We start from the raw sequence: 23,054 nt of genomic DNA, 5'->3' as shown, positions 1-23,054 counted from the left end.
TACTCGCCATGGACATCCAACCGCTGCTGCAAACCCTCCAGGACACTCCCGTCGCCGCGTTCATCCGTGAGTCGGGCTCGGTCTTCCCATTGCTTGAATCGGTGCATGTGATCGGCATCGCCATCGTCTACGGCACCATCGCCGTGGTGGACCTGCGCCTGCTGGGCGTGGCCTCCCATCGGCGCAGTGCGCTGAAGCTGATCCAGGATCTGCTGCCCTACACCTGGGTCGCGTTCGTGGTGTGCGTGATGACCGGCCTGCTGATGTTCTGCGCCAATGGCACGACCTATGTGCAGAACACTGCGTTCCTGTGGAAGATGGGCCTGCTGGTGCTGGCCGGGCTGAACATGGGGGCGTTCCACCTGGGCGCCTTTCGCCGCATCGGCGAATGGGACACCACGCTACCGCCGCCCAGCCAGGCACGCGTGGCGGGTTTCAGTTCACTGGCGCTGTGGGCAGGGGTGATTTTCCTCGGTCGCTGGATTGCGTTTCTCTGATGGCCAGCCTGAGCGATGCAATCACGGTGGTGCGCCCGCGCTCCGGGCGCTGGGAGTCGCTGGCGCTGCTGCTGGCGACCCTGGCCGTGATCGCCGGCGTGGCCGGCTATGTGACCCTGCGCCCGCAGAAAGCCGGCCCGCCCATCCCCTTGAGCTGGCAGGTGCGCTCCTTCGACGGTCTGGGCGCAGTCGACCAGGCGATCCATAGCGCGCTGTTGCCGGCCGGCGAGGAAATCATCTGGTTCAACAACGACACGGGCGGCTGGATCACCTTGGAGCATGCGCAAAAGCTGCTGTTGCCGCCCTTCTACCGCGACGGTTTCTGGAAGACCCATGGCGAGGTGCAATGGCAGTTGATTTTGCCGGGTACCCACCAGGCCCACGGGCTTTCCGGCGACGCCCATGCACCGGCGGATCCGAGCGCCAACCAGGTGTCGCAAGCCACCCAGGGCCAGGGTGCCACGGTGTACTACGGCGTTGGCGGCCGCGCCACGGGCCAGAGCGCCTACCTGCTGGTCATCGGTCACGCCCACGCCGGTGTGATGTGGGCCAACCAAGCGACGATCTGGGTCCATCCCGACCCGAACGCGCCCTACCCTGGCATCGTCAAGCCCGAGTCGCTGGTCGGCGATGGCTGGCGCCAGGTCATTCCATACGACGGCGCCAGCGAAGTCGAACGTGTCAAAGGAACCCAGCCATGACTACCGCTACCCAACGCCCGTCACGGTGGCGCAGATGCCTTGCGCTGTTGATGCTGATGCCTGTGGTTGCACTCGCAGGCACCGCGACCGCCTCGGGCAAACCGCTCAGGATCGGCGTCACGCTCCACCCCTACTACAGTTTCGTGGCGAACATCGTCGGTGACCGGGCGCAGGTCATTGCGCTGATCCCGCCCGAGGCGAACCCGCACAACTACCAGCCGCAACCCGACGACATCACCCGGGCGATGAACCTGGATGTGCTGGTGGTCAACGGCATCGGCCACGATGAATGGGCTTTCCAGATCGTAAAGGCCGCCGGGCGCACGGCGACGTTGCCGATCATCCAGGCCAATGCATCGGTGGCCCTGATTCCCATCGCGGGCGATCAAAGCGGGGTCAAGGTGGTCAACCCACACACGTTCGTGTCCACCACCGCGGCGATCCAGCAGGTGTTCGAGATCGCCCGCCGGCTGGGCGAACTGGACCCGGACAACGCAGCGACGTACCGCCACAATGCCCTGGCGTATGCCGCGCGGATCCGCGAGTTGCGCGCGCGCTTCATGACCCGCTTCGCCGCGCTGGACCTCTCGGCGTTCCGTTGCGCGACCACCCATGCCGGCTACGACTACCTGATGCAGGAGTTCGGCCTGTTCGTCAGCGCGGTGATTGAACCACGCCATGGCGTGGCCCCGACGGCACGCCAGTTGGCCAACACCATCGAGGCCATCAAGCGCGCCAACGTGCGCGTACTGTTTGCCGAGAAGAACTTCTCCCTCGACCTGGCCAAGCCGATCGAAGCCGCCACCGGCGTGAAGGTCTTCGCGCTGTCGCACATCACCGGCAACGCCTATAGCGCGGACGAGTTCGAGGTGGCCATGGCCGAGAACCTGGAAACCCTGGCCCAGGCCATTGAGTTCACCCAGCCAGCCAGGAGCACCCCGTGATGTGTGGACCTGCCATCGTGTTTGACAACGTGTCCCTGCAACTGGGCGGCACCCGGGTGCTCGATGCCGTGAGTTTCCGGGTCGAGGCCGGCGCCCTGCATTGCCTGGTCGGCCCCAACGGCGGCGGCAAGACTTCACTGGTGCGCACACTGCTGGGCCAGATGCCGCATTCGGGGTCGGTACGGCTGGAGGGCGAGATCACCACGCCACTGGGCTATGTCCCGCAGCTGCTGGACTTCGACCGCAATGTGCCGATGACCGTCAACGACGTGATGGCCTTGCTCGGCCAACGCCGACCGGCCTTCCTGGGTTCCAGCCGCGCAGCCAAGGCACTCAGGGCTGCGGCCCTCGCGCGTACCGGCGTGGCGGCGATGGGCGCGAAACCCTTCGGCAGTCTGTCCGGAGGCCAGCGCCAGCGTGTGTTGCTGGCCCAGGCGATCAGCCCGGTGCCTTGGCTGTTGATCCTCGACGAGCCGACCGCCGGTATCGATGAACCCGGCGTGCGCCTGGTGGAGGCGTTGGTCGCCGAACTGCACGACCGAGGCGTCACCATCCTGTGGATCAACCACGACCTGGAACAAGTGAGGCGCATTGCGCAATCGGTCACGGTGATCAATCAACGGGTGTCGTTCCATGGCAGCCCCGCCCAATGGGAGAACGTGCGATGAACGCGCTGTACGACTTCATTCGCGAGCACCTCCAGGCGCTCGCTGCGACGGGCGTGCTGCCGCAACCCTTCGAGTACGAGTTCGTGATCAACGCATTGCTCTGCGCGGTGCTGATCGGGCCGCTGCTGGGCGTGCTCGGCTCGATGGTAATGATCAAGCGCATGGCGTTCTTCAGCCAATCGGTGGGCAACGCAGCGATGACCGGCGTGGCCATTGGCGTGCTGATCGGCGAGTCCTACACCTCGCCTTACTTTTCGATGTTCGGCTTCTGCCTGCTGTTCGCCCTGACGCTCAAGTACACCCAGCATCGCACCACGCTGGCCAATGACACGCTGATCGGCGTGTTCCTGTCGATCTCGCTGGCAATGGGCGCCTCGCTGCTGCTGTTCGTGTCGGCGAAGATCAACACCCATGTGATGGAGAGCGTGCTGTTCGGCTCCATCCTGGCGGTGGACCACACCGACATGAACGTGTTGCTGGTAGTCACCGCGATCTGCGCGCTGATCGGGCTGCCGCTGTACAACGGCATGCTGCTGGCCAGCCTCAACCCAAGCCTGGCCCATGCGCGCGGCGTGCGGGTGCGCAGTGTCGACTACCTGTTCGTGGTGCTGGTCACCCTGGTCACAGTGGCCGGCCTGAAAATCATCGGCGCCGTGCTCGTCGAAGCGCTGTTGCTGATACCGGCAGCGGCGGCCCGCAACATCAGCCATTCACTGCCGGCACTGGTAACCCGCGCCGTGTTGATCGCGACGTTTTCCTGCGTGGTCGGCATCCTGGCGCCGATGCAGTTCCACATTCCCGTGCCCACGGGCGGCGCCATCGTGATCGTTGCGGCACTGGTGTTCGTCGTCACCACCGTCATTCGGGCGACCACGGCCCGGTTCAGAGGGGCCAGCGTATGAAATGGCTGAATGCTATGTGCCGCCCAAGACTGGCGCTGTTGGCGGTACTGCTGGGCGGCCCGTTGCTGGCCCAGGCGGACCAGGTGCTGGTGGCGTTGCCGGCGCTGTATGCACTCACCTCGGCACTCGGCGACGGCACTCGCCTTGAGGTGGTGCGTGTGCCGCCCGATGCGGCGGTGTCCCTGCAAAGCCAGGCCAATGCGCTGTCACGCCTGGACGCCAGTGTGTTCGAGCAGGCGACGGCGGTGGTCACCTTGAGCAGCCTGTGGCGCGCCGATCCTTTGTATGCCGCAGCCCGTCGCCACAACCTGCGGATCGTCGAGATCGACGCGTCACATTCCTGGGACGCCATCAAGCCCGGCGTAGCCGTGGCCCGCGTGCCGCCAAACGACGTGCCCTGGGCGGGCGCGCAAGTGGCCGACGACGGCCTGTCACCCTATGCCTGGCTCGGCCCCGTCAACGCCATGCGCATGTCGGCGCTGATCGCGGCCGACCTGGAACGCTTGTCTCCCGTCGACGCGCCACGCATAGAGCGCAACCTCACCGCACTCGACAGCCGCTTGCGCCGACTGAAGGCCGACTACGGCGCCCGGCTGCTGGCGGTGCCGGACCTGCGCGTGCTGTCGTTGGCCGACGAATTCATCTACCTGTTCGGCGAGTTCGGCATTTATGTCGACGGCTGGTTCGTACGGCAGGACATCGATTGGAGCGACGCTGACTGTGCTGCGCTGACCCGCTACCTGCGCGAGCGTGACATTCGCGTCGTCGTGCACAAGTGGGCGCCGGACGCCAGGATCGCCAAGGCCATCGAAGACGGTGGCGCACGCCTGGTGCTCCTGGACACCGGCGCCGATGCAAGCAACGGCTACGAGGCCCTGCTGAGTTCGAACCTGGACGCCCTGCTGGCGGCCTTCGCCCCCCTGCAACACCCTTGACTGTGGAGCGCTCATGAAACCCTTGGGTCCAACCCGTTTGATACTGATGACAGCAGCCCTGTCGTGCTGCCAGGCAGCCTTCGCCCATGGCCCGGTGTTCGACTGCTACCTCGAACACGATGACCAGGTGAAATGCGAGGCCGGCTACACCGACGGCAGCTCCGCCGTCGGGAGAAAAATCCGTGTCCAGGATGCCCGCAACAAGCTGCTGCTCGAAGGCAGCATCGGCGCGGACAACACCTATACGTTCCAGGCCCCCGCAGGCGACTACACCGTATTGTTCCTGGGTGGCGACAACCATGACGCGACGATCCAGTCCGCCGACATTTCCAGGTGAAACAGACCATGACCTTCACACGACGACTGTTCCAAACCCTCGCCGGCGCCACTTTCGGCTGCGTGGCCTGTGCCGCCCAGGCCCACTTCCAGATGCTCTACGTCGAAGACACGGCGCCACAGCGCGGGGATAAGCTGGAGTTTGCGCTGGTGTTCACCCACCCCTTTTCCGGCGGCCCCACCCTGGTGATGGACAAGCCCCGGGCGTTCAGCCAGGTGAACGCCCACGGCAGCAAGACCATCGACCTGCGCCAATACCTGCGGCCGGTGCAGTGGCAGAGCCGCGACAACCAGGCGACGGCCTATCGTGCTTCAATCCCGCGGGAGTTGATGCGCTCGCTGGGCGACCATATTTTCGTCCTCGAACCCGAACCTTACCTGGAAGCCGAGGAAGGCCTGTACATCCAACAGTTCACCAAGCTGATCGTCAACGTCGGCGGCGTCCCCGGCGACTGGGCCGAGCCGCAGGGCTTGCCGGTGGAGATCCAGCCGCTGAGCAAACCCTACGCAAACTGGACGGGTGGCGTGTTCCGCGCCGTGGTACTGGCCGATGGCAAACCGGTGCCATTCGCCGAAGTCGAAATCGAATACCTCAACCATGCCGTCGATATCGAGCAGAACAGCTTCGGCCAGGCAGCCTACGTCACCGCGCCGCAAGCTTCATTCAACGCTCAGAGCACCTACGCGGACGCCCAGGGCATCGTGACCCTGGGCCTGCCCCGCGCCGGTTGGTGGGGCATTGCCGCGCTCGACATCGGCGCGACCAAGACCCACAAGGGCAAGCCGCTGTCGCAGGATGCGGTGTTGTGGGTGCAGGCCAGGGACATGGTGCCCGGCAAGGACTCAGGTATCGCTCATTGAGCTATTGGCTCGCGACTGAACGCCTCGACTTCGCGAATCAAGCCCTGTGCCGCCATCATCACCAGGTCTCGCCCTTTCTCCGGCGAGGCCTGCGCCGGGTCCGAGCCCATGCGCCCATCGACGTGGCGGGCGCGGAAATCGAAGGCCTCGCGGATCGGCCCCCACGGCGCGATCCGGGGTGAGTAGTCGGCGGTTTTGATCGAGTCCGGGTAGGCCCATTGGGTCACGGCGATTTCGGACGGCGTGGCATGGATGCCGTGGCCGGTGGGGAACTGCGCCTTGGCCAGTTCGCCCACGCCTTCCAGGTCCCACCAGTTGCATAACTTCAGGGCGAACCCCGCCGGGCGACGGGCAAAGCTGGCTTCGGCATACAGCTCGGAAAACGCCGCTTCAATGGACGCGACGTTGCCGCCATGGCCATTGAGAAACAGGATCTTTTCAAAGCCATGGGCCGCCAGCGAATGCACCCAATCGCTGATCGCGGCAATGAACGTCGAGGGCCGCAATGAGATCGTGCCGGGGAAGCCGATATGGTGCTGGGCCATGCCGATATTGAAGGTCGGCGCGATCAGGATATCGGCGCTTTTTTGCGCCTGGCACGCAATGATCTCGGGGCACATCCAGTCGGTGCCGAGCAGCCCGGTCGGCCCGTGCTGTTCGTTGGAGCCGATGGGGATGACGATGGTGCGGCTGCGCTCGAGAAAGTGGCCGATCTCGGCCCAGGTCGACAGGTATAGAAGCATCTTGGGTTCCTCAGGGTTTTCAATGATGGCGGGCCACTCGACCCGTGCTGTATTCGCCCGCCGAGCCGGTGCGCGTTCGCGGTTTGGTCGCGATGATCACGAACGCCGCGCACAGGAACACGCAGCCCACGGCTACGACCCCCGTGTTCAAGCTGCCGGTGGCGGTTTTGGCCCAGCCGATCATGGCCGGGCCCCAGAAACCACCGGACAGGCCGATGGTGTTGATCAAGGCAATGCCGCCTGCGGCCGCGTCGCCCTTGATGTGCTCGGAGGGCATCGCCCACAACACGGTGTAGGCCATGAACATCATGCTGATCGACAGGATCAGCATGGTCATAGACCCCACCAGGTGGCCGCCCGCCAGGGGATAGAGCATCAGCAGGAGCGCACCGGTGGCCGCCGGGACGGCGCAGTGCAGCCGGCGCTCGCCCAGGCGGTCCGAGCGGCGCCCGATCCAGTACATGCCCAGTGCCGCCCCGACATAGGGCATGGCGGCATACCAGCCCACTTGCTGGGTGTCTTGCAGGCCCAGGGTCTTGATGATCGCCGGCAGCCAGAAACTCATGGCGTAGATCGAGAAGATGATGCAGAAGTACGCCGAGGCCAGGACATACAGCTTAGGGTCGCGCAGTACCGCACGGAACGAATGGCTGCGGGCATTCACCGTGCCCAGTTCGGTTTCCAACAGCTGTTTTTCCGCCTCATTCAGCCAAGGCGCATCGGCGGGCCGGTCGGACAGCACGACGTACATGAGCACGCCGAGCAATACACAGGGCAAGCCTTCAATCAAAAACATCCATTGCCAGCCGGCCAGACCGCCGACACCGGCAAGCGTGGTGATGAGCCAGGCCGACAAGGGTCCGCCCAGAATGCCGCCCATGGGACCGGCGATAAACACAATGGCAATCGCCCGCGCCATGCGGTTCGGGCCGTACCAACGCGACAGGTAATAGATCATGCCGGGAGCGAACCCGGCTTCGAATACGCCGAGCAGAAAACGCATCGCATAGAACGTCGGCACGTCCCGTACAAACAACATGCACGCCGAGGTGATGCCCCACAGCACAAGGATCCTGCTAAAGGTTTTACGCGCACCGATGCGGGGCAGCATCAGGGTGCTGGGCAGTTCGAACAGCACGTAGCCGATAAAGAAAATCCCCGCGCCGGCGCCGTAGGCAGCATCGGACAAGCCCAGGTCACTTTGCATCTGCAGCTTGGCAAAGCCCACGTTGATGCGGTCCAGGTACGCAAAGACATAGCCGATGAACAACAGCGACAACAGCCGCCAGTTGAGCTTGTGGTAGAGGGCAGAAATGGCTGCACTTTCTGCCGGCGCCAGGGAGGTTGGCATACGAGTCTCCAGTTGTTTTTGTGGGTCTGCGTACTTGCCAATTCAGGGTGCGCCGGCCCACGATAAGCAGCAAGAGCAACTAAGTTCACTTAGCGTTGCTCTGCAGGCAACACAACTTCTGGAGCGGGTCATCCTTCATGCGTGAGATCAATCAACAACGTCTTCGCTACTTCCACGAAGTGCTGGTGCACGGTTCGATCAGGGGGGCGGCGGACAGCATCAACACCTCGCCCTCGGTGATCACCCGCCAGATCAAGCTGCTGGAAGAGGAATTGGGCGCCAAGCTGTTCGAGCGCCAGGCCCGTGGCGTTCAGCCCACCGAGGCGGCGGCGCATCTGCTGGAGTTCTGGCGCGGCTATCGCTCGCACCAGGAAAAACTCGAAGACCAGTTGCAAGCCATCAAGGGCCTGCAGCAAGGCCATGTGCGGGTGGTGATCAGCGAAGGCTATGTGGATGCGCTGGTCGACAACGTGCTCGCGCCTTTCAGCAAGCAATACCCCAGGCTTGAAGTCACCCTGGACATCCTGCCGGTGGACGATGTGCTCAACGAAGTCGCCGAAAACCGTGCGCATATCGGCCTGGCCTATAACCCGCCGCCCCATCCACACATCGACTACCGCGCCGCCTCGCTGCAGCCGGTGATGTTGCTGGTGCGTCCCGATCATCCGCTGGCAGTGCGCGGCACCTTGGCGACCGTGACGGAGGTGTTGGAATGCCCATTGGTGCTGACGCCGACCACATTTGGTATTGGCCATGCCATCACCCTGCTGGAATACGCCGAGAAGATCGAAGTACGCCCGACCCTGGTCAGCAACTCCCTGGCGGCACTCAAGCGCCTGGTTGCCACTGGCGGCTTTGCCTCGCTGGCCGGGGAGTTCGCGGCCTATCGAGAAATTGAAAACGGCGAGCTGGCGTCGGTGCTGATCGACCATCCGCTGTTGCTGGGGGTGGAGGCCAAGCTGTTGGTGAAGGCCTCAAGACCGCTGGCGGCGCCCGCTCAGGAATTGTTGACGTGGATGCTGGAGCGGTTGCCGATGTTTTGCATGCCCACTGTTCACCAGAACCAATAAGGCAGGAATTTAGGCGTCGGCTCATGGGCCAACTCCAGATGGTAAGTAACGCAATTGAAGAAAAACATATCCAGTATGAGAAAGGTGACAGCCCCGAAAGAAAAGATGACGAACTCACGATTGGGATGCCCGTGAAAACGTGATTCCAACCAGGGCCGCACGGCGACTAGCGTAATCAGACCCAGGCAGGCACCGAGGTAGTTGGGCTGCAGCGGGGTCACCGCATACAAGCTGTACCCATAGGCAAGTAACAGCATCACGAGGCCTATCAGCGGCAACTCCAGGCAGAACCCAAGCAGTTTTTTCCGGGTGTTTGCAAACATTTCACTGCGGTCCACGAAGACATAGGCCGCCAACAACGAAATAGCGGGCGTGATCGACAGTATGTAACGCGCCTTTTTCGAACTTGGAATCGTGAACAGCACAATGATCATAAGGAGCCAGCCGGTGAGGTACAGGAGCATGTTCGTGGCGGCATGAGGCGTACTGTCGAAAAAGTGTTTGCCCTTTCTGATGATCACACTCACTGCAATCAAGGCGGTGACACCGTAGGTCAGCAAGCCTGCCGAAAAGTAGAAGTAATAACGGGGCGCGTGATCACTGCCGAACCGCCCGAGTCCTTGCATGATCAAAACCTCTTGCAGAAAAGCATCGCCGCCCTGCACATAGGCCGCCCAGGTCAGCACCGCGATACCCGTGGCCAGGACCAGGCCCGCCAATAATGAGAACACCACCAGCATGCGCCACTGCCGGCTCAACAGGTAATAAGAGGCGACGACACTGGCAGGTCCGATCAGGCCGATCGGGCCACGAAACGCAAAGCCCAGTGCCAGGCCCGCGAGTACCAGCGGCAACCGATAACGCTGTTGGTGCACCTCGCCCGCGTAGGCCAGGTAAAAGCACACCACCGTAAAAAGTGCCGGGTACACATCCAGCGCCAGGGAGTTCACGCCGTCCAGGAATGACCAGGTGAACAGCGCAAACACCACCCCGTAGGCGCCCCACTTCTTCTCATGCAAAGCCCCCAATTTATAAATGAACACCAACATCAACGCGGCAGCGACGCAAAAAGGCACGCCCATCGACAGAATGGAGACACGGCCAAACGGTAAGGACACCAGATAAACCAGGAGTGTATTGATCACCGTGTAATCGGGGTAAGGCTGCAGATCTTCGGCGATTGGAAACAGCGTGACGCCGTGCGCAAGCATATATTGGGCAAAGTCGACAAAGCGCGTGGTGTAATTGAGCACGGCGGGCTTGTATTGCAGGACAGCCAATACAATAAACGCGACCACAAAAATAAATGAACAGGGCTTTTTTACAGCCACTTCCTTTAGCTTATTCATGCGACCTTGCCGTCCCTGAAAAAAGCGCAGACTAGCACTTTGCTTTTCAGGCGTTCCAGATTGGAAAAGTGAAGAGTTGTAAAGGCCGCACACTGTATTCATTCAACCCGGCAACTCGCCGTGGCATTCTGAACATTCGCTGAACATGCGTTAAAAAAATGCGAAGTCAGCCTAAGAAAAACTTCAACTGAATTTAATTTAGCGCCTTGTTGTGTGCGTCATGTGAAGAGGCACCAAGGAATAGTTTTATAAACAATCCGGTCACCTTGAAAAATAAGCAGTCCGTGCAAAAATTCGGAACAAGAGCAAAAAGCAAGGGTAGACACCCGGTGGTACATCAATCAGTTATCCGCACATCAACTCCCTGTTCTCCCCCTCAATCCCTCTTCATAAGATCGCGTGGCTTACAGCCTCCTGGCATCAGGCATTTCAAGGCCTGACAACAACTGATCGGTTGCGCAATCGAACTGTTCGATAAGGAAGTCCAGCAATACACGCACGCGGGAAACCCGGTAACGGTTGCCATGTAGCACCGCGTAGACGCCGGCCTCTGGGACACAAAAGTCAGGCAACAGGACGTTCAGTCGTCCAGCACAGATATCGGCTGCCGCATCCCAGATGGTCTTGCGTGCAATGCCATGCCCGGCCAACGCCCATGCGCGCGCGAGTGCGCCATCATTGGTTTCCCATGCCTGGCTCATAGGTACGGTGTAGTTCCATGCCTGACCGTCCACCACAAAGTGAAAGGTGTTCAAGGGCCCTGCGCCAGTCACCAGCACGATGAACTTGTGGTTCACCAGGTCAGCAGGGGTCTGCGGTTCGCCGTATCGCGCCAGATAGTCAGGCGAAGCGCACAGTACTCGCCAGTTGGGCGCCAACTGCCTGGCGATCATCGAGCTTTCATGTGGCTGCCCAAACCGGATTGCCAGATCAATATCGTCCTGCAGCAGATTCGACACCGAATCCGACAACGTCAGCGCAACGGACAGTTCCGGGTGCAACTTACTGAATGCCTCAAGCCAGTCATTCAAAAGATTGCGGCCAAAATCGGCAGACGCGGATATCCGTACCTTGCCACGCACCTCAGTTTGACTGGCTTGAAGCCCCGCTTCCGCCTCATCAATAGCCCGCAATGCGACCCAGCACTGCTGCAAGTAAAACCGACCTTCTTCCGTAAGGCGCAACTGACGCGTTGTGCGATCAAACAATTTGGTGCGCAGCGCCGCCTCAAGCTTGATAAGGCGCGCGCTGGCCGCGGCTGGCGACAGCGCCAGTTTGCGCCCTGCGGCAGACAGGCTGCCGAGTGCTGCCGCCTCGACAAACAAACGCATATCACCCAATCGGTCAGTGGCCATATTCAATTCAAATTTGATAGCTCATCAAATGTTAAGCCAATTATCAAATCGTAGGCAATTCATCACACTCATGCCTCCTCTCCCATTGAGCACAAGTCATGACCGGCAAATCACAGGTTGAAAATGGCTCTTTCACAACATCGAGCAATATCGAACACCTCACTACCGAGGGTCTCCCACTGACGGCCCTGTTGGCGCTGACATTGGGTAGCTTTATCGCCACCGCCAACGAAACGGTGCCGGCAGGACTTTTGCCGCAAATCGCCGAAGCATTTGGTGTGTCGCAAGCATGGGCCGGTCAGATGGTGACACTGTGTGCACTGGGCTCAGGGTTGGCGGCTATTCCTTTGACGCTCGCGTTGCAGGGTTGGCGTCGGCGCGGGGTGCTGTTACTGGCGGTCGGGGTGTTTTGCGCCTGCAATGCGGTGACCGCCCTGTCGCCCTGGTTTGCATTGACGCTGGCGGCTCGCTTCATGGTGGGTATTGCAACCGGTCTGGCCTGGAGCCTGCTGGCCGGCTACGCCAGACGGTTGGTCACCCCACCACTGCAAGGTCGCGCTATGGCGCTGGCCATGCTCGGCATCCCTCTGGCACTTGCCCTGGGCGTACCGCTGGGTGCCTGGCTCGGCAAACTGCTGGGATGGCGATGCGTGTTCGGGACGCTCTCAGGACTCAGCCTTTTGCTGATGGCCTGGATCTATCTGAAAGTGCCTGATTACCCCGGACAACGCGCCGATCGACGCCTGCCGCTGCGCAGGGTCTTGCAAACCCCGGGGGTGCGGCCGGTACTGGCGGTGGTCATGGTCTGGATCCTGGCCCATTACACCTTCTATACCTATATTGCTGCGTTCCTGGCTTCTGTTGGCTTGGCCGATCAGGTTGATCAGGGCCTCCTTGCATTCGGTATTGCGGCCTTGTTCGGTCTATGGATGATCGGCACGCTGATTCATGGCAGGCTTCGTAGCCTGGTACTGCTCAGCCTGACAGCATTCACCCTGGTGTCGTTTGTCCTTGGGCTGGGTGACCTGCCCGCCAGTGCGATCTACATCAGCATGGTCTTGTGGGGGATGAGCTTCGGTGGCGCGCCAACCTTACTGCAAACCGCCTTGGCTGAAGTTGCCGGAGACGGCGCTGACATTGCGCAATCGATGCTGGTCACCGTCTTCAACCTGGCGTTTGCAGGCAGCGGTGTGATCGGTGGCGTTCTCTTGGAAACCTGGGGGGCAAGCGCTATTCCCTGGGTAGCGCTGGCGTTGTTGCTGCCGGCGCTGATGATGGTCTCGGTGGCCAAGAGGCATGCTTTCAGGCGTTGACCGTTGAGCTGTGCTAACAATCGGCAATCGAGACTGGCCGAATGGCGGACACAACTCTGCACCAAATGAGTCCATTTGCCCGTGCACGTCGATAAAAATCAAAGTCACGAAAAAAGAGGACGAAGCGCCCACCCAGTAAATTGCAGGCAAAAAAAAGCCACTCGTTAGAGTGGCTTTTTTTGTGTTTGGAGCGGGAAACGAGACTCAGACCCCCGCTCTATCTCCTTGAAACAGCTAGAGTTTTTTCACCTTCAGCAGTTTCGATGTACGCAATTATGTACTCACTCTTTTACGCTGGCAACCCCCCTCCCGACGGAGGCGCTACACGCCCTACCGGCCTCGCGTGTCAGTCACGTCTGAGACGCTTGTGCGGTGTCGCCGACAGCCCGTTCTGAAAACGCAACGCCAGGCGAAAAAGCCCAGACCAGCTGCAGGCAAATGCGCTATGTAGTCACCCGTACCGACGCGTTCGGCCGCGACCTGCCCGGCGAACGCCTGTCCCACTGACCCACCCGAGGAGGAACCCCGTGATGTCGACCACGGTTCAGTCATCCGCCAAACCCGCGTCCCGCAGCAGTGCGCAGGGCGTGCTGCGCCTGACCCGCGATGAGGTTCAGGTGCTGCAGTACTACCGCGACCTGTCAGACACCGACCGCGTGGCCACCCGCTGCCTGCTGCAAGCATTGCAACGCCCTCGGCCAGAGCTGGCCCGCCAGGCCCAATCGGCCACGCCCGTCGAGGCCTAGGCAAAGCCATTGACGTCCTAGGCACTTTGCCTGCCCAATGCGGCTCACCAAGGATGGATCACGCAGGCGCATACAGGGACGTACCACCATGACGATCGGCGCACGCTTACGCGAAGAACGACTACGCCTGACACTGTCCCAGCGCGCCTTGGGGGAGGCCGGTGACGTGGAAGCCAATGCCCAGCGGCACTACGAGGATGCCAGCCGGTCGCCCAAGGCCAACTACCTCGCCGCGATTGCTGCTGTTGGGGTGGATGTGCTGTATGTGCTGACCGGCGAGCGCCACCTGACGCCGCTGACTCCTGAGCATCTGGTACAGGCACACCGCGATTTGCAGCGTTATCAGCGCCAGCTCAAGTACCTGAATCGCCAGTCGGAATTGCTCATGCACACGGTGCAGCAACTCAAGGGGGCACCGACTATCCCCTGAACGATACCATCAGCGCCTGTAACGGGTAAGCGACAGGCTGATCGGGATTCGCCAGCAGGTACACGTGATGGTGCGGCAGACGCGGCAGGTGCATCCCTTTGACCGACACCAGCGACGTCTGCGCAGTGTCCAGCCGCTCGACAATGCCCACCGCCAAACCACTTTCCATGCACGCCCGCACCGCCTGCCAATTGGCGCTTTCCAGCAGCACGCGGTGTGCGATCCCCTGCGTTTTCAACGCCTCCAGCGCCATCTCTCGGTACGGACAGCCTTTCAACGGCAGCGCCAGTGGCAAGGGCACGCGCGGATCGTGACGGAACCCCGGTGCCGATGCCCAGCACGGTTGGGTTGCACCGAGCCTCTCACCCTGCGCCAACGCCTCACGACTGACGACCACACTCAGGTCCAATTGCTGGCGCGCAAACAGCGCCATGAGTTCCGCGCTGGAACGAACCACCACTTCCAGCGCAAGATTCGGCTGACTGGCGGCCACTGCTGGCAACAGGTCATTCATCACGTTTGCCGCATACCCCTCGGGCACGCCCAGCCGCACCTTGCCAATCATTTTTTGGGGCGAGAGCGTCGCTTGTAGGCGGTCATGCGCCAGCAAAAAAAGCGTTGCCTCATTCAACAGTTGCTGCCCCGCCGGAGTCAGCGTGACCGACTGGTTGCTGCGCAGGAGCAGTTGCTGCCCGACCTGTTCTTCCAATTTCTGGATCTGCGCCGTCACTGCCGAGGGGCTGCGGTGCACGTACTCGGCCGCATCCTTGAAACGCCCGAGCCGCGCCACAGCCTGGAAAGTTCTCAGCACCTCGACATTGAAGCTTGTGCCCATGGGATCACCTGATTTCGTTGCCTTGAATCACCGATTCACTTTATTCGTCTGTACAGATTTTTCCGCCCTGACTATGGTGCGGTCAAGGCAGATCCCCTGCCCCACTTAGCCGCTCAACAGGAGTGAACACCCCACAAAACCAAGAAAGGGAGTCCCAGGGATGAACTTGAACAACCTTGTGGTCCAGGCGCTGGCACACACCCCGCCGTATCAAGGCCACGTCTTCTGGAGCGTCGAGAACCACGCCAAGTACTCGACCTTGAAACATACCGCAAACACCCCCCAGCAGGAGCAGCGCATCAACCATCAGCTTTTCCTGCTGATGTGCGCCCTCAACGAGCAAGGCGTCAACACCGAGGGGCTGTGCGCCGACGCTCAGGGCCACGGCTCGCTCAATAGCCTCCTCACCCAACTGGCCGACCGACTCGCCAGGCTGAGCCAAGGTCAACGGGTACACTACGTCGAACTGGGGCCGGAGCCGATCAAGACCGTGCCTCTACTGACGCAGATTGCCCGGGCCGCCAACAACCTGCGCTACACGGCCATCGACATCAATGCCACGTCCGAAAGCATCATGCGCGATGCGGTCACGCCCATCGTCGCCGAACGCGGCAGCGTTCATTATCTTGCCGCTGACTATCGCACCGTATCCCACGAACAACTGCGTCATGATCAAGACCTGACCCTGATCACCATGCTCGGCTTCCAGGAAGGCAACGAAGCCCCCGCCGCTACCGGGCGCCTGATTCGTAGCCTGGCTGGCGAAGCGACCTACATCATCTCGGAGATGCAGGTCTACGAAGAAGGCCTGGAGTCGTGCATCCATGCCTTCTACGCCAACCCGCATATGCACAGCTTCTCGCAACTGATTGCGCGTCAGCAGGGTTTTCTTCCTATCGGCGAGCACGAAACCACCCTGCTGCGTCTGAAAATCCCCGATGACCTGTTGCATGTCGCCGTCACCCTGCAACCCGTGCAGCACCTGGACCACCACGGCTACCTGCTGACCAATAGCTGCATCAAATACACGCCCGAACAATTTCGCCGCATGCGCTCACTGCATGGCAACTGCACCGTGCTGGATGAACTGGTCAGCGGCGATGGCTCGGTGCGCTACCAGATCGCCCAGTACCTGCCACCTCACTGCGGAGCGAACAACCATGGATCGCACAAATACGCTTCCCCTCTTTGAACGCGGCCTGGGTCGCCTGAAACTGGCGTTCAAGTCGACCTTGCAGCGCACGCCCAAATTGCCCGCCCCGCCGCTTGAACACCTACAGTGGCAGGACAGCCTGATGGCACCGACCGGGCCATTGATCAGCGACCGTCGTACCTTGGCCGAGCTGGGTTACACGCGCAGCCCCCACGCCAATATCGCGGTGCAAACCATTACCGGCCTGAGCGCCGTGCATGGCCTGTTCACCCACGACGCAGTAGCAGCGTTGCAACGCATCGCCGCCGATCTTGAACACTGCGCAGGTGACAGCGACTGGATCATTTCGCGCCGCACACGCGGGGTCACCGCACTGTCGCCGTTCCTCCACGCCATGATGCGCAGCCGCGCATTCCTGCTGGCGATCTCGCGCATTGCCGGCGTGCCGCTGGTGCCCTACCCGCTGCTCAACGCCCGCGCTCAGGTCAACTACTTCTACCCCAAGTCAGCCGAACAGCCACGGGAACAGCTCGGCATGTGGCACACCGACGGCACCCACTACGTGCTGAACATCCTGCTATCAGACCCATCCGACTTCATCGGTGGCGAATTTCTGTTCCACAACCGCACCATCGACACCTTCGACGCCTTGGACCATCGCACCTTCGAAACTGCCGCATTGGCTGAGCCTGGCGATGCGTTGTTTATCTACGGCAGCCACCTGTTCCACGGCGTGCGACCGGTAAAGTCGGGGCGTCGGCTGTCACTGGTGCTGTCCTTCCACTGCCCCTACACCACCGAGGACGCCAACCGCTTTTGGCACCTGGCATCCGACGACGGCATTCCCGCGACGCTGCCCAACTGGCTGCACCTGCAATGGAGCCTGCGCCGAAACGCTGCACGCCAGTTCGCGGGGCTCGGTATCGAGCCGATTACCTTTGAAGAGTTGGGTCGGGCCACGGCGCCCGCGTGTTAGCCCATCCGCTGTACCTGCTCCTGCTGCAGGGGGTGTTCGTGCTGTCATGGAGCTCCGGTTTTATCGGTGCGCGCCTTGGCACCGAGGACGCAGGGGCAATCAACCTGCTGTTCTGGCGTTTTCTGCTGGTTTGCCTTTGCCTGCTACCGTGGGTGCTGCACCGGCTACGGGCGCTGACCTGGGCGCAGGTGCGCTACAACGCAGTCATCGGTTTTCTGGCTCAGTTTGCCTATCTGGTCAGCGTGTACATTGCCATTCGCGGCGGTCTGCCAGCCGGGATCGCCGCGATCATCTGTGCCTTGCAGCCCTTGATCACGGCGGCCATCAACAGTCGCGGCCAGCATGAACGCAGCGGCGTGCAGGAATGGCTGGGACTGGGGGTCGGGTTCGCCGGGGTCAGTGTGGTGATTGCTGGCGAATACAGCCTCTCCACCCAGCGTCTCAGCCTCGGGCTGTATGCCCTGCCGCTGATCGCCGCGATCACCCTGTCCATCGCCACGCTGTACCAACGACGGCAAGCCTTGCTGGCCACCGATCACAGCAGAGATGGGTTACTCATGCCGCTGTATTTGCAATCGGTAGCGACACTGATCCTGCTAACGGGCACAGGCCTGCCACTGGGTTTGATCGAGGTACCGAGCAGCCCGCAGGTTTGGGTGGCCGTCATCTGGCTGACGGTATTCTCCACGTTCATCGCCTACCTCAGCCTGTGGAGCCTGCTGAAAGGGATGTCAGCGACCCGCGCGGCGGCACTGGTGTACCTGGAGCCGCCGGTGACCTTGATCTGGGCGGCATGGATGTTTGGTGAGGTGATTCAGTGGACCACCTACGCCGGAATCGCGGTGGTTGCCGTGGGCATTTTGATCACGCGCGGCACCGCCAAGCTCGCCTTTACGGACGAGTAAGTCGTTACCTATCAGCGTTGCGTAAGCTTGCCTGTCGTCGCTTTCCCCTCCCGCTCTTCCAGCAACGTTCTCGGCAACACAAACCAGTCGAAACTTCGCTGGGTAATCGGGTTATTCGCCTTCTCCGCGCCAATGCGTTAACGCATCAGCCCATCAGCCCATCAGCAATGGAGTGGTATTCCACCTACTGTGCCAATGAGGGGTCATCTAGCATCGAATAAAACAACTCCGGCAGCCCATAGGTACTAAACTTCTTGAGGTATAAAATAACATCGGTGCCGTATTCATCACTTGGGCTATCGCCGCCACGCAAGAACCTCATCATTCGATTAGGACCAACCAAGTGCATTCCGGCGACCAATCCAGGTAGTGAAACATGGAATCCGACCCGCCTGCCAAGCACATTGCAAGGTTCCTCTAGACTCTCAAGAAGGCACGTAGAAGAACGAACTCTTAAATATTCAAACGTACGCCTAACATTGAACGCCCACAACGCGCACGCCACAGCGAGATGCTTACTCACGTCGCAAAGATCAGACAGATGAAATACGCCAATTCTGCCAGTCCATTCACCATCCCAACGATTCACATCAGTACACATGAATTTAGGTGTGCCATGCTCATCCCTGCATAGACGCTCCACTACCCCACCGGCCCAGACGGAGTCTGAAAACACATAATCGTAATACCGCGGAACTCTTACACCATTGACATTGACCACAACGGGTACATATAGCCCCAAAGCGGTCATTGCCGACTCACCAAATTGCACCCCTCGAAATCCTAATGCATTTACAACCTTCACGGCGTACCTCTCCCATTCATTTGGAAGTAATGACTCAGGCACCTCCTCAATACCGACTGACAATAGCCATTGTCGCCCGGTCATAGCCTCACTGATAGGTGATCCTGAGTTAAAATCCCTAACCACACGACCTGGAAATCGCACCCGCGGGTGATATGCAAGAAACTCATCAGGCCGACGTCGAACCCTCTCAAGAACTTCAGAAGAGATTCCGGATTCCGCACGCAGCAATTCCAAATACAGACTCATAGAGCCCTCCGACAGCTTCTGGCTCATTTCCGCTCCCACTAAGCGCATAAGCTAACGACAAATTCCAATCAGGCAGCATCCTTTACCCAAACATCGAAACTAAACATTTAGACGTTACAGCCAAAGCAAGGGTGAACTCAATTACTGCATGTCGCTAGGGATCAGCCATAAACAGCAAGCCCACCTGGTAACACTATGGATTCGTAGTTTTCAAATAGATGTGTGCTGGCACATACCGAACACGCCACTGCGGCGCAGGCATCTCATCGACCTGTACATCAACCGTATACGCAATGAAGTACCGACATTGACGATTATCGCACTGACTGATGTAGACGCATACGTTTCGCCTACAGGGAAACCAACTGCCTTATCAGAGGCGTTACGTTTCTTGACACCGGAGAGTCTCCTTGGCGATAAATGTTCGCATCGAACTCGACAGACAATTTCCTTTCGACCAGACTTTCACGAACAGAGGAAACTATGGAATTACCATACAACAACTCCAAGGCATATACCGTATGACTCAATGGAACGACTAGCCCTAGTTCAAGTGCGCGCTCAGTCAGTCGCCCCCCTTGCAGGCTCTCGTCAAACGCACAGTAAAAATTAAGAGCATCAATGTACTTAATCAAGTTCTCGGACTGCCCGACTGCGCCCCACGCCTCGTTCGTAGCTTCTTTATGAAGATGACTACATATGTGAAGAAAGAAATCCTCTGGGTGTAATGACTTAAACACACCGTAGTCATAGGATCTTGAAAGCATCAAGTCAACGGCTGACTCGCTCGCCTTGTACGAAACTCCAAACGCCACATCAACATGAAGACTTGGCTCATACAAATTATCTGACATATAAATAAGTGGAGGCATATTAAACATCTTCAGCCCCCATAAAACCTGATCACTTCTCGACAGCGGCTCTACCAGATGCTTATCACGAGAATAATTACCCTCCAGAAACCCCTCGGAATGAAGGATGTTCAGTACTGCTTTTCTATCAACGGATCGAACCAATACATCTATATCATTAAGAAATCGACACCCGTAGTCCCTATAAACAACCTCCGCCAGTACCGTGCCCTTTAACGGAACCGCCAACACCCCATGGGAGTTCAGTGCATCAATTACTCTTACTGCCTCGCCGAGCATATACTCAGTTCTATGAGTCCAAAATGAGTGGATTGATTTCAGCGTGACAAAAAACCGATACGGAACGCAATCACACATCTGTAATTCCACAAGACGCGAGAAAGCCACACCGGCAACTTTGTGCCTTATCAGAAGACCTAACAAATAATCCCAGCCATCAAACTCCTTAATAACATCAACAATTGATCCCCCCCCACAGTGCAGAGGTGAGCGTTCTGGCGCCGTCAGAGCCAGCAGAACCTGCAAGCACTTAGTTTCATTAATACTCAATATAGGATTCATCACTGCCCCCTCCTTACCAGGTCACAAAGCGACTCTATTGATACAAAATCTGCCGTTGACGGGCTTAGCTTCTCAACATCAAGATTGATCGAGTCCTCTAGATAAATCAGCAGCCTGACAGCATCAAGCGACTCGATTGGAAAATAGCTATCGACTGAGGATCTCTCACCGAACAACTCCCTCAATGCGCCAACTAAAGCCTGATCCATACTCATACTCATCACTGTCACCACCATTAGTCAGCAAGGAACGAACTGCTTACACAATGCAACAATAAGATCCGACGCAATCTTCCTTGAACTAGCATTAATAGAGCAATAGTCCACGGACAGCGACACCCTCTTACCGTCAACCAAGCAACCAATACCGAACGCCACTACCCTTTTCGCACCAGGGGAATCGAGGCTTGTACGCGGCGCTATTTCAACAACAGGCCACCTTGAATTGTACGGTGAAGTCCCGACTTTTATTAAGTTAAGACCAAACAGGGGAAATTCTAAAGGAGACGAGTCAACCCAAATTGAACTTAGCGCCGCTCCGTTATTGACAGTTCTATTGACCGTATGAACCGCAGATTCGTCACTCTCACACAGAGTCCTACGATCAAAAAATAGCGGCCGATGCTCATTCAACCACCCAATGATCGTCGTCGTATCCAACCCCTTTTTAATCCATTCACGTCCGTGACAGTTCAACGCAAGATACGCCGTACCGCTACGAGTAATCTGACCTATAGCCATTCCAATACGTACAACAGTGGCTGCCGCAGATTCGACAGCCGGTAGGCAGGCTGCACGACGAATCGACCTGGATTGACTCTCGTACCCCAGAAAATCACCGGCGCCATTCAAGTACATATTCTCAAAACCATCCCATTCGGAAATTCTAAAATCTGTCAGCGAGTTATTGATACTGGCAATCTTCGCATTGACATAGCTCGCAAGCAGATCATCATTACTCGACACAGTTGGACACCAGTCCGCGGACAAATAGTCAGACACTATGCGCATACTTACTGCATCGGCAAGTAAATGGCTTATCCGATAACAGAAGAAAGCTAAGTCCGGCTGCAACTTGGCCAGATAGAAACAGGTTGGAGTGGAGGTACATTGGTCGGAAGATTTCGGACTAACCAATCCAAGATCCGCGATAGTTGGCATGCCGCTCGGCCGACCAACGAATAACACCTCAGTTACTGAATACCGCCGGGAAACCCTTGGCACTCCGACCTCGTCAACGGTATATGTCTGTAGTAGCGTAGGCGCCCACGAAAGCAGGCTTCTTACTCTACCCTCCAACATTTGAATACTGGCTTTGCTATGAATACAAAACATCGATGAATAGATGTTCCAGTCAGCAACATAAGGACCGCGACGGCCCAGAAAATTACTTCGGTTCGGCAGACTATTCACTGCTCCCTCCCGACCTCACATCAAGGTACAATATTAAGCTACAAATAATCAGCAGGACACCACAGGCAACGCTGACTACCCAAGGCACAAAGACAGCTGCGGTGAATGAAGTCAGTATCCAAATTAATATTCCACCTAAAAAACTGGCACTGGGCGAGATCACCGCCAAACTCACCGCCCCGATATTGCCAAACGTGGATCCCAGCAACCGCGCGGTAAGAACTGGTGGCACAGCGGACAACATGCAAACCGACAGCACCATCATGTAGGGTCCGAGCCAACTAGGAAGTGCCGGGGAAATGAAAAAACCCAAAACTGCTACAGCGCCCATAACAGCAGATATCACAAATGGTCGCCGAACGCTTATTGATACTTTTGAGAGAAGCAGTACGATAGTACTGACTACCCCGGACAGAGCCATAATGAGTGTTGCTCGTGCTGTAGATATAGACCAAACCCCAATCAGCAGTACAGTTGCCTGCGATGACCAGATAGCTTGGACGCAAAGCAGAACCCACAACGGACGAATTTTCAATGACGCCAAAACACGCAACAACTCCGCCATACTGAGGGGGCGCCTAACCCCAATCGGCGACCAGCAATGCGTGCCCGCATAGAGAAAACAAAATAGAGCTATGGCAAGTGGTATGACTAATGGAGTCGGGGTGTAATACAGCCCCTGCCAGAGCGCCGTGAATGCCCCCGCAACCAAAAAGCCCAACGTGGTCCCCAAGCTGATATCCACCATTCCTTTAGAGAGACGATGCTTGCCGCCATGATTAGCGTCGGCGGACAAGATCGCCTGAGTGAAACCACCTGCACCACCAACAGCTCTCCCGATATACAGCCCCCACAAATCGGTGCTGACAGACACTACACATATCTCCGCAGCGAGTAGCAAGATCCCTAGCTTGTAAACGTAGTCAGATCGAGAGCCGGCCAACTTGCTAAACAGTACGGGAGCGATGAGAAGGCGGCTTACCCCCCATATCGCCGCAGCCAATCCCAGTAATGATATGGCCTCAGCGGGTTCAAATCTCCCGAGAAGATGCAGGGGAAGCGCATAGATATAGACCCCAACTGCA

At 58.7% G+C, this 23,054-nt stretch carries 24 protein-coding genes; 16 read left to right on the top strand and 8 right to left on the bottom strand.

The genetic code is table 11. From position 1 onward, the window contains the following. Positions 1-8 precede the first annotated feature (8 nt). Genes BMX59_RS26975 through BMX59_RS26940 form a run of 8 tightly spaced genes read left to right on the top strand, consistent with a single transcriptional unit; the run spans position 9 to position 5,844 of the window. Positions 9-497: a DUF6644 family protein gene (locus tag BMX59_RS26975; RefSeq protein WP_093127859.1), complete on the top strand. Its 489-nt coding sequence runs from the start codon at positions 9-11 to the stop codon at positions 495-497. After that, a complete protein-coding gene (locus tag BMX59_RS26970; RefSeq protein ID WP_092249819.1) occupies positions 497-1,198 on the top strand; it encodes a DUF6162 family protein in 702 nt (233 codons plus the stop codon). The genes BMX59_RS26975 and BMX59_RS26970 overlap by 1 nt, the downstream gene beginning before the upstream one ends. Continuing rightward, entirely contained in the window at positions 1,195-2,142 is a 948-nt protein-coding gene (locus BMX59_RS26965) for a metal ABC transporter solute-binding protein, Zn/Mn family (protein ID WP_071489623.1), read from the top strand. Before BMX59_RS26970 ends, BMX59_RS26965 begins: the two co-directional genes overlap by 4 nt. After that, entirely contained in the window at positions 2,142-2,810 is a 669-nt protein-coding gene (locus tag BMX59_RS26960; protein ID WP_093127855.1) for a metal ABC transporter ATP-binding protein, read from the top strand. The genes BMX59_RS26965 and BMX59_RS26960 overlap by 1 nt, the downstream gene beginning before the upstream one ends. After that, a complete protein-coding gene (locus tag BMX59_RS26955; RefSeq protein WP_093127852.1) occupies positions 2,807-3,712 on the top strand; it encodes a metal ABC transporter permease in 906 nt (301 codons plus the stop codon). Before BMX59_RS26960 ends, BMX59_RS26955 begins: the two co-directional genes overlap by 4 nt. Then, positions 3,709-4,647, top strand: coding sequence for a metal ABC transporter solute-binding protein, Zn/Mn family (locus BMX59_RS26950; protein WP_256573004.1), 939 nt, complete (start codon positions 3,709-3,711; stop codon positions 4,645-4,647). The genes BMX59_RS26955 and BMX59_RS26950 overlap by 4 nt, the downstream gene beginning before the upstream one ends. A gap of 13 nt (positions 4,648-4,660) precedes the next feature. Continuing rightward, positions 4,661-4,984, top strand: coding sequence for a hypothetical protein (locus tag BMX59_RS26945; protein WP_071489626.1), 324 nt, complete (start codon positions 4,661-4,663; stop codon positions 4,982-4,984). A gap of 8 nt (positions 4,985-4,992) precedes the next feature. After that, positions 4,993-5,844: a DUF4198 domain-containing protein gene (locus tag BMX59_RS26940; protein WP_093127849.1), complete on the top strand. Its 852-nt coding sequence runs from the start codon at positions 4,993-4,995 to the stop codon at positions 5,842-5,844. On the opposite strand, the gene BMX59_RS26935 is transcribed toward BMX59_RS26940, so the two are convergent. Together BMX59_RS26935 and BMX59_RS26930 are read right to left on the bottom strand one after the other, a co-directional pair. Next, a complete protein-coding gene (locus tag BMX59_RS26935) occupies positions 5,838-6,587 on the bottom strand; it encodes a creatininase family protein (RefSeq protein WP_071489628.1) in 750 nt (249 codons plus the stop codon). The two genes, BMX59_RS26940 and BMX59_RS26935, sit on opposite strands and share 7 nt — an antisense overlap. Before the next feature lie 19 nt (positions 6,588-6,606). Beyond that, a complete protein-coding gene (locus BMX59_RS26930; protein WP_093127846.1) occupies positions 6,607-7,938 on the bottom strand; it encodes an MFS transporter in 1,332 nt (443 codons plus the stop codon). Positions 7,939-8,075: 137 nt separating this feature from the next. Between BMX59_RS26930 and BMX59_RS26925 the strand changes: the two genes are divergently transcribed. Beyond that, complete coding sequence (locus tag BMX59_RS26925; protein WP_093127843.1) at positions 8,076-9,008, top strand: LysR family transcriptional regulator; 933 nt, start codon at positions 8,076-8,078, stop codon at positions 9,006-9,008. Here BMX59_RS26925 and BMX59_RS26920 read toward each other — a convergent pair. Next, positions 8,993-10,357 (bottom strand): ArnT family glycosyltransferase, encoded by a 1,365-nt coding sequence (locus tag BMX59_RS26920; RefSeq protein ID WP_093127839.1) that lies wholly within the window; start codon positions 10,355-10,357, stop codon positions 8,993-8,995. The two genes, BMX59_RS26925 and BMX59_RS26920, sit on opposite strands and share 16 nt — an antisense overlap. 404 nt (positions 10,358-10,761) lie before the next feature. Next, a complete protein-coding gene (locus BMX59_RS26915; protein WP_093127834.1) occupies positions 10,762-11,712 on the bottom strand; it encodes a LysR family transcriptional regulator in 951 nt (316 codons plus the stop codon). Positions 11,713-11,810: 98 nt separating this feature from the next. On the opposite strand from BMX59_RS26915, the gene BMX59_RS26910 reads away from it, so the two are divergent. The 3 genes from BMX59_RS26910 (at position 11,811) to BMX59_RS26900 (ending at position 14,201) form a co-directional block, all read left to right on the top strand. Beyond that, positions 11,811-13,025, top strand: a complete 1,215-nt coding sequence (locus tag BMX59_RS26910) for an MFS transporter (RefSeq protein WP_092249791.1) — start codon at positions 11,811-11,813, stop codon at positions 13,023-13,025. A 530-nt stretch (positions 13,026-13,555) separates the two neighbouring features. Beyond that, positions 13,556-13,771 (top strand): hypothetical protein, encoded by a 216-nt coding sequence (locus tag BMX59_RS26905; protein ID WP_093127831.1) that lies wholly within the window; start codon positions 13,556-13,558, stop codon positions 13,769-13,771. 88 nt (positions 13,772-13,859) lie between these two features. After that, the gene (locus BMX59_RS26900) at positions 13,860-14,201 is read left to right on the top strand and encodes a helix-turn-helix domain-containing protein (RefSeq protein WP_093127828.1); all 342 of its coding nucleotides are present in this window, start codon (positions 13,860-13,862) and stop codon (positions 14,199-14,201) included. On the opposite strand, the gene BMX59_RS26895 is transcribed toward BMX59_RS26900, so the two are convergent. Further along, on the bottom strand, positions 14,191-15,036 hold the full coding sequence (locus tag BMX59_RS26895; protein WP_093127824.1) for a LysR family transcriptional regulator: 846 nt from the start codon (positions 15,034-15,036) through the stop codon (positions 14,191-14,193). The genes BMX59_RS26900 and BMX59_RS26895 overlap by 11 nt on opposite strands. A gap of 160 nt (positions 15,037-15,196) precedes the next feature. Here BMX59_RS26895 and BMX59_RS26890 point away from each other — a divergent pair, with 160 nt between their 5' ends. The 3 genes from BMX59_RS26890 to BMX59_RS26880 are packed head-to-tail and all read left to right on the top strand — an operon-like array spanning position 15,197 to position 18,070. After that, complete coding sequence (locus BMX59_RS26890; protein WP_093127821.1) at positions 15,197-16,228, top strand: L-histidine N(alpha)-methyltransferase; 1,032 nt, start codon at positions 15,197-15,199, stop codon at positions 16,226-16,228. Further along, a complete protein-coding gene (locus BMX59_RS26885) occupies positions 16,197-17,165 on the top strand; it encodes a 2OG-Fe(II) oxygenase family protein (RefSeq protein ID WP_093127819.1) in 969 nt (322 codons plus the stop codon). The genes BMX59_RS26890 and BMX59_RS26885 overlap by 32 nt, the downstream gene beginning before the upstream one ends. Then, positions 17,159-18,070 (top strand): DMT family transporter, encoded by a 912-nt coding sequence (locus tag BMX59_RS26880; RefSeq protein WP_093127816.1) that lies wholly within the window; start codon positions 17,159-17,161, stop codon positions 18,068-18,070. The genes BMX59_RS26885 and BMX59_RS26880 overlap by 7 nt, the downstream gene beginning before the upstream one ends. A gap of 184 nt (positions 18,071-18,254) precedes the next feature. On the opposite strand, the gene BMX59_RS30340 is transcribed toward BMX59_RS26880, so the two are convergent. The 3 genes from BMX59_RS30340 to BMX59_RS30335 form a co-directional block, all read right to left on the bottom strand. Further along, positions 18,255-19,151 carry a hypothetical protein gene (locus BMX59_RS30340; RefSeq protein WP_139212938.1) on the bottom strand — a complete coding sequence of 299 codons (897 nt, stop codon included), beginning with the start codon at positions 19,149-19,151 and terminating at the stop codon, positions 18,255-18,257. Positions 19,152-19,474: 323 nt separating this feature from the next. Beyond that, positions 19,475-20,557 carry a nucleotidyltransferase family protein gene (locus BMX59_RS26875; protein ID WP_093127812.1) on the bottom strand — a complete coding sequence of 361 codons (1,083 nt, stop codon included), beginning with the start codon at positions 20,555-20,557 and terminating at the stop codon, positions 19,475-19,477. Between the two features lie 239 nt (positions 20,558-20,796). Continuing rightward, the gene (locus tag BMX59_RS30335; RefSeq protein ID WP_139212937.1) at positions 20,797-21,969 is read right to left on the bottom strand and encodes a hypothetical protein; all 1,173 of its coding nucleotides are present in this window, start codon (positions 21,967-21,969) and stop codon (positions 20,797-20,799) included. A 101-nt stretch (positions 21,970-22,070) separates the two neighbouring features. Here BMX59_RS30335 and BMX59_RS30595 point away from each other — a divergent pair, with 101 nt between their 5' ends. Continuing rightward, on the top strand, positions 22,071-22,238 hold the full coding sequence (locus BMX59_RS30595; protein ID WP_175486717.1) for a hypothetical protein: 168 nt from the start codon (positions 22,071-22,073) through the stop codon (positions 22,236-22,238). Positions 22,239-23,054 lie beyond the last annotated feature (816 nt).

This window comes from Pseudomonas sp. NFR09 (genome assembly GCF_900111535.1).
In the GTDB taxonomy this organism is placed as follows: domain Bacteria; phylum Pseudomonadota; class Gammaproteobacteria; order Pseudomonadales; family Pseudomonadaceae; genus Aquipseudomonas; species Aquipseudomonas extremorientalis.
Note: the sequence above shows the minus strand (reverse complement) of the source record. Positions and strands in the feature narration are given on the sequence as shown.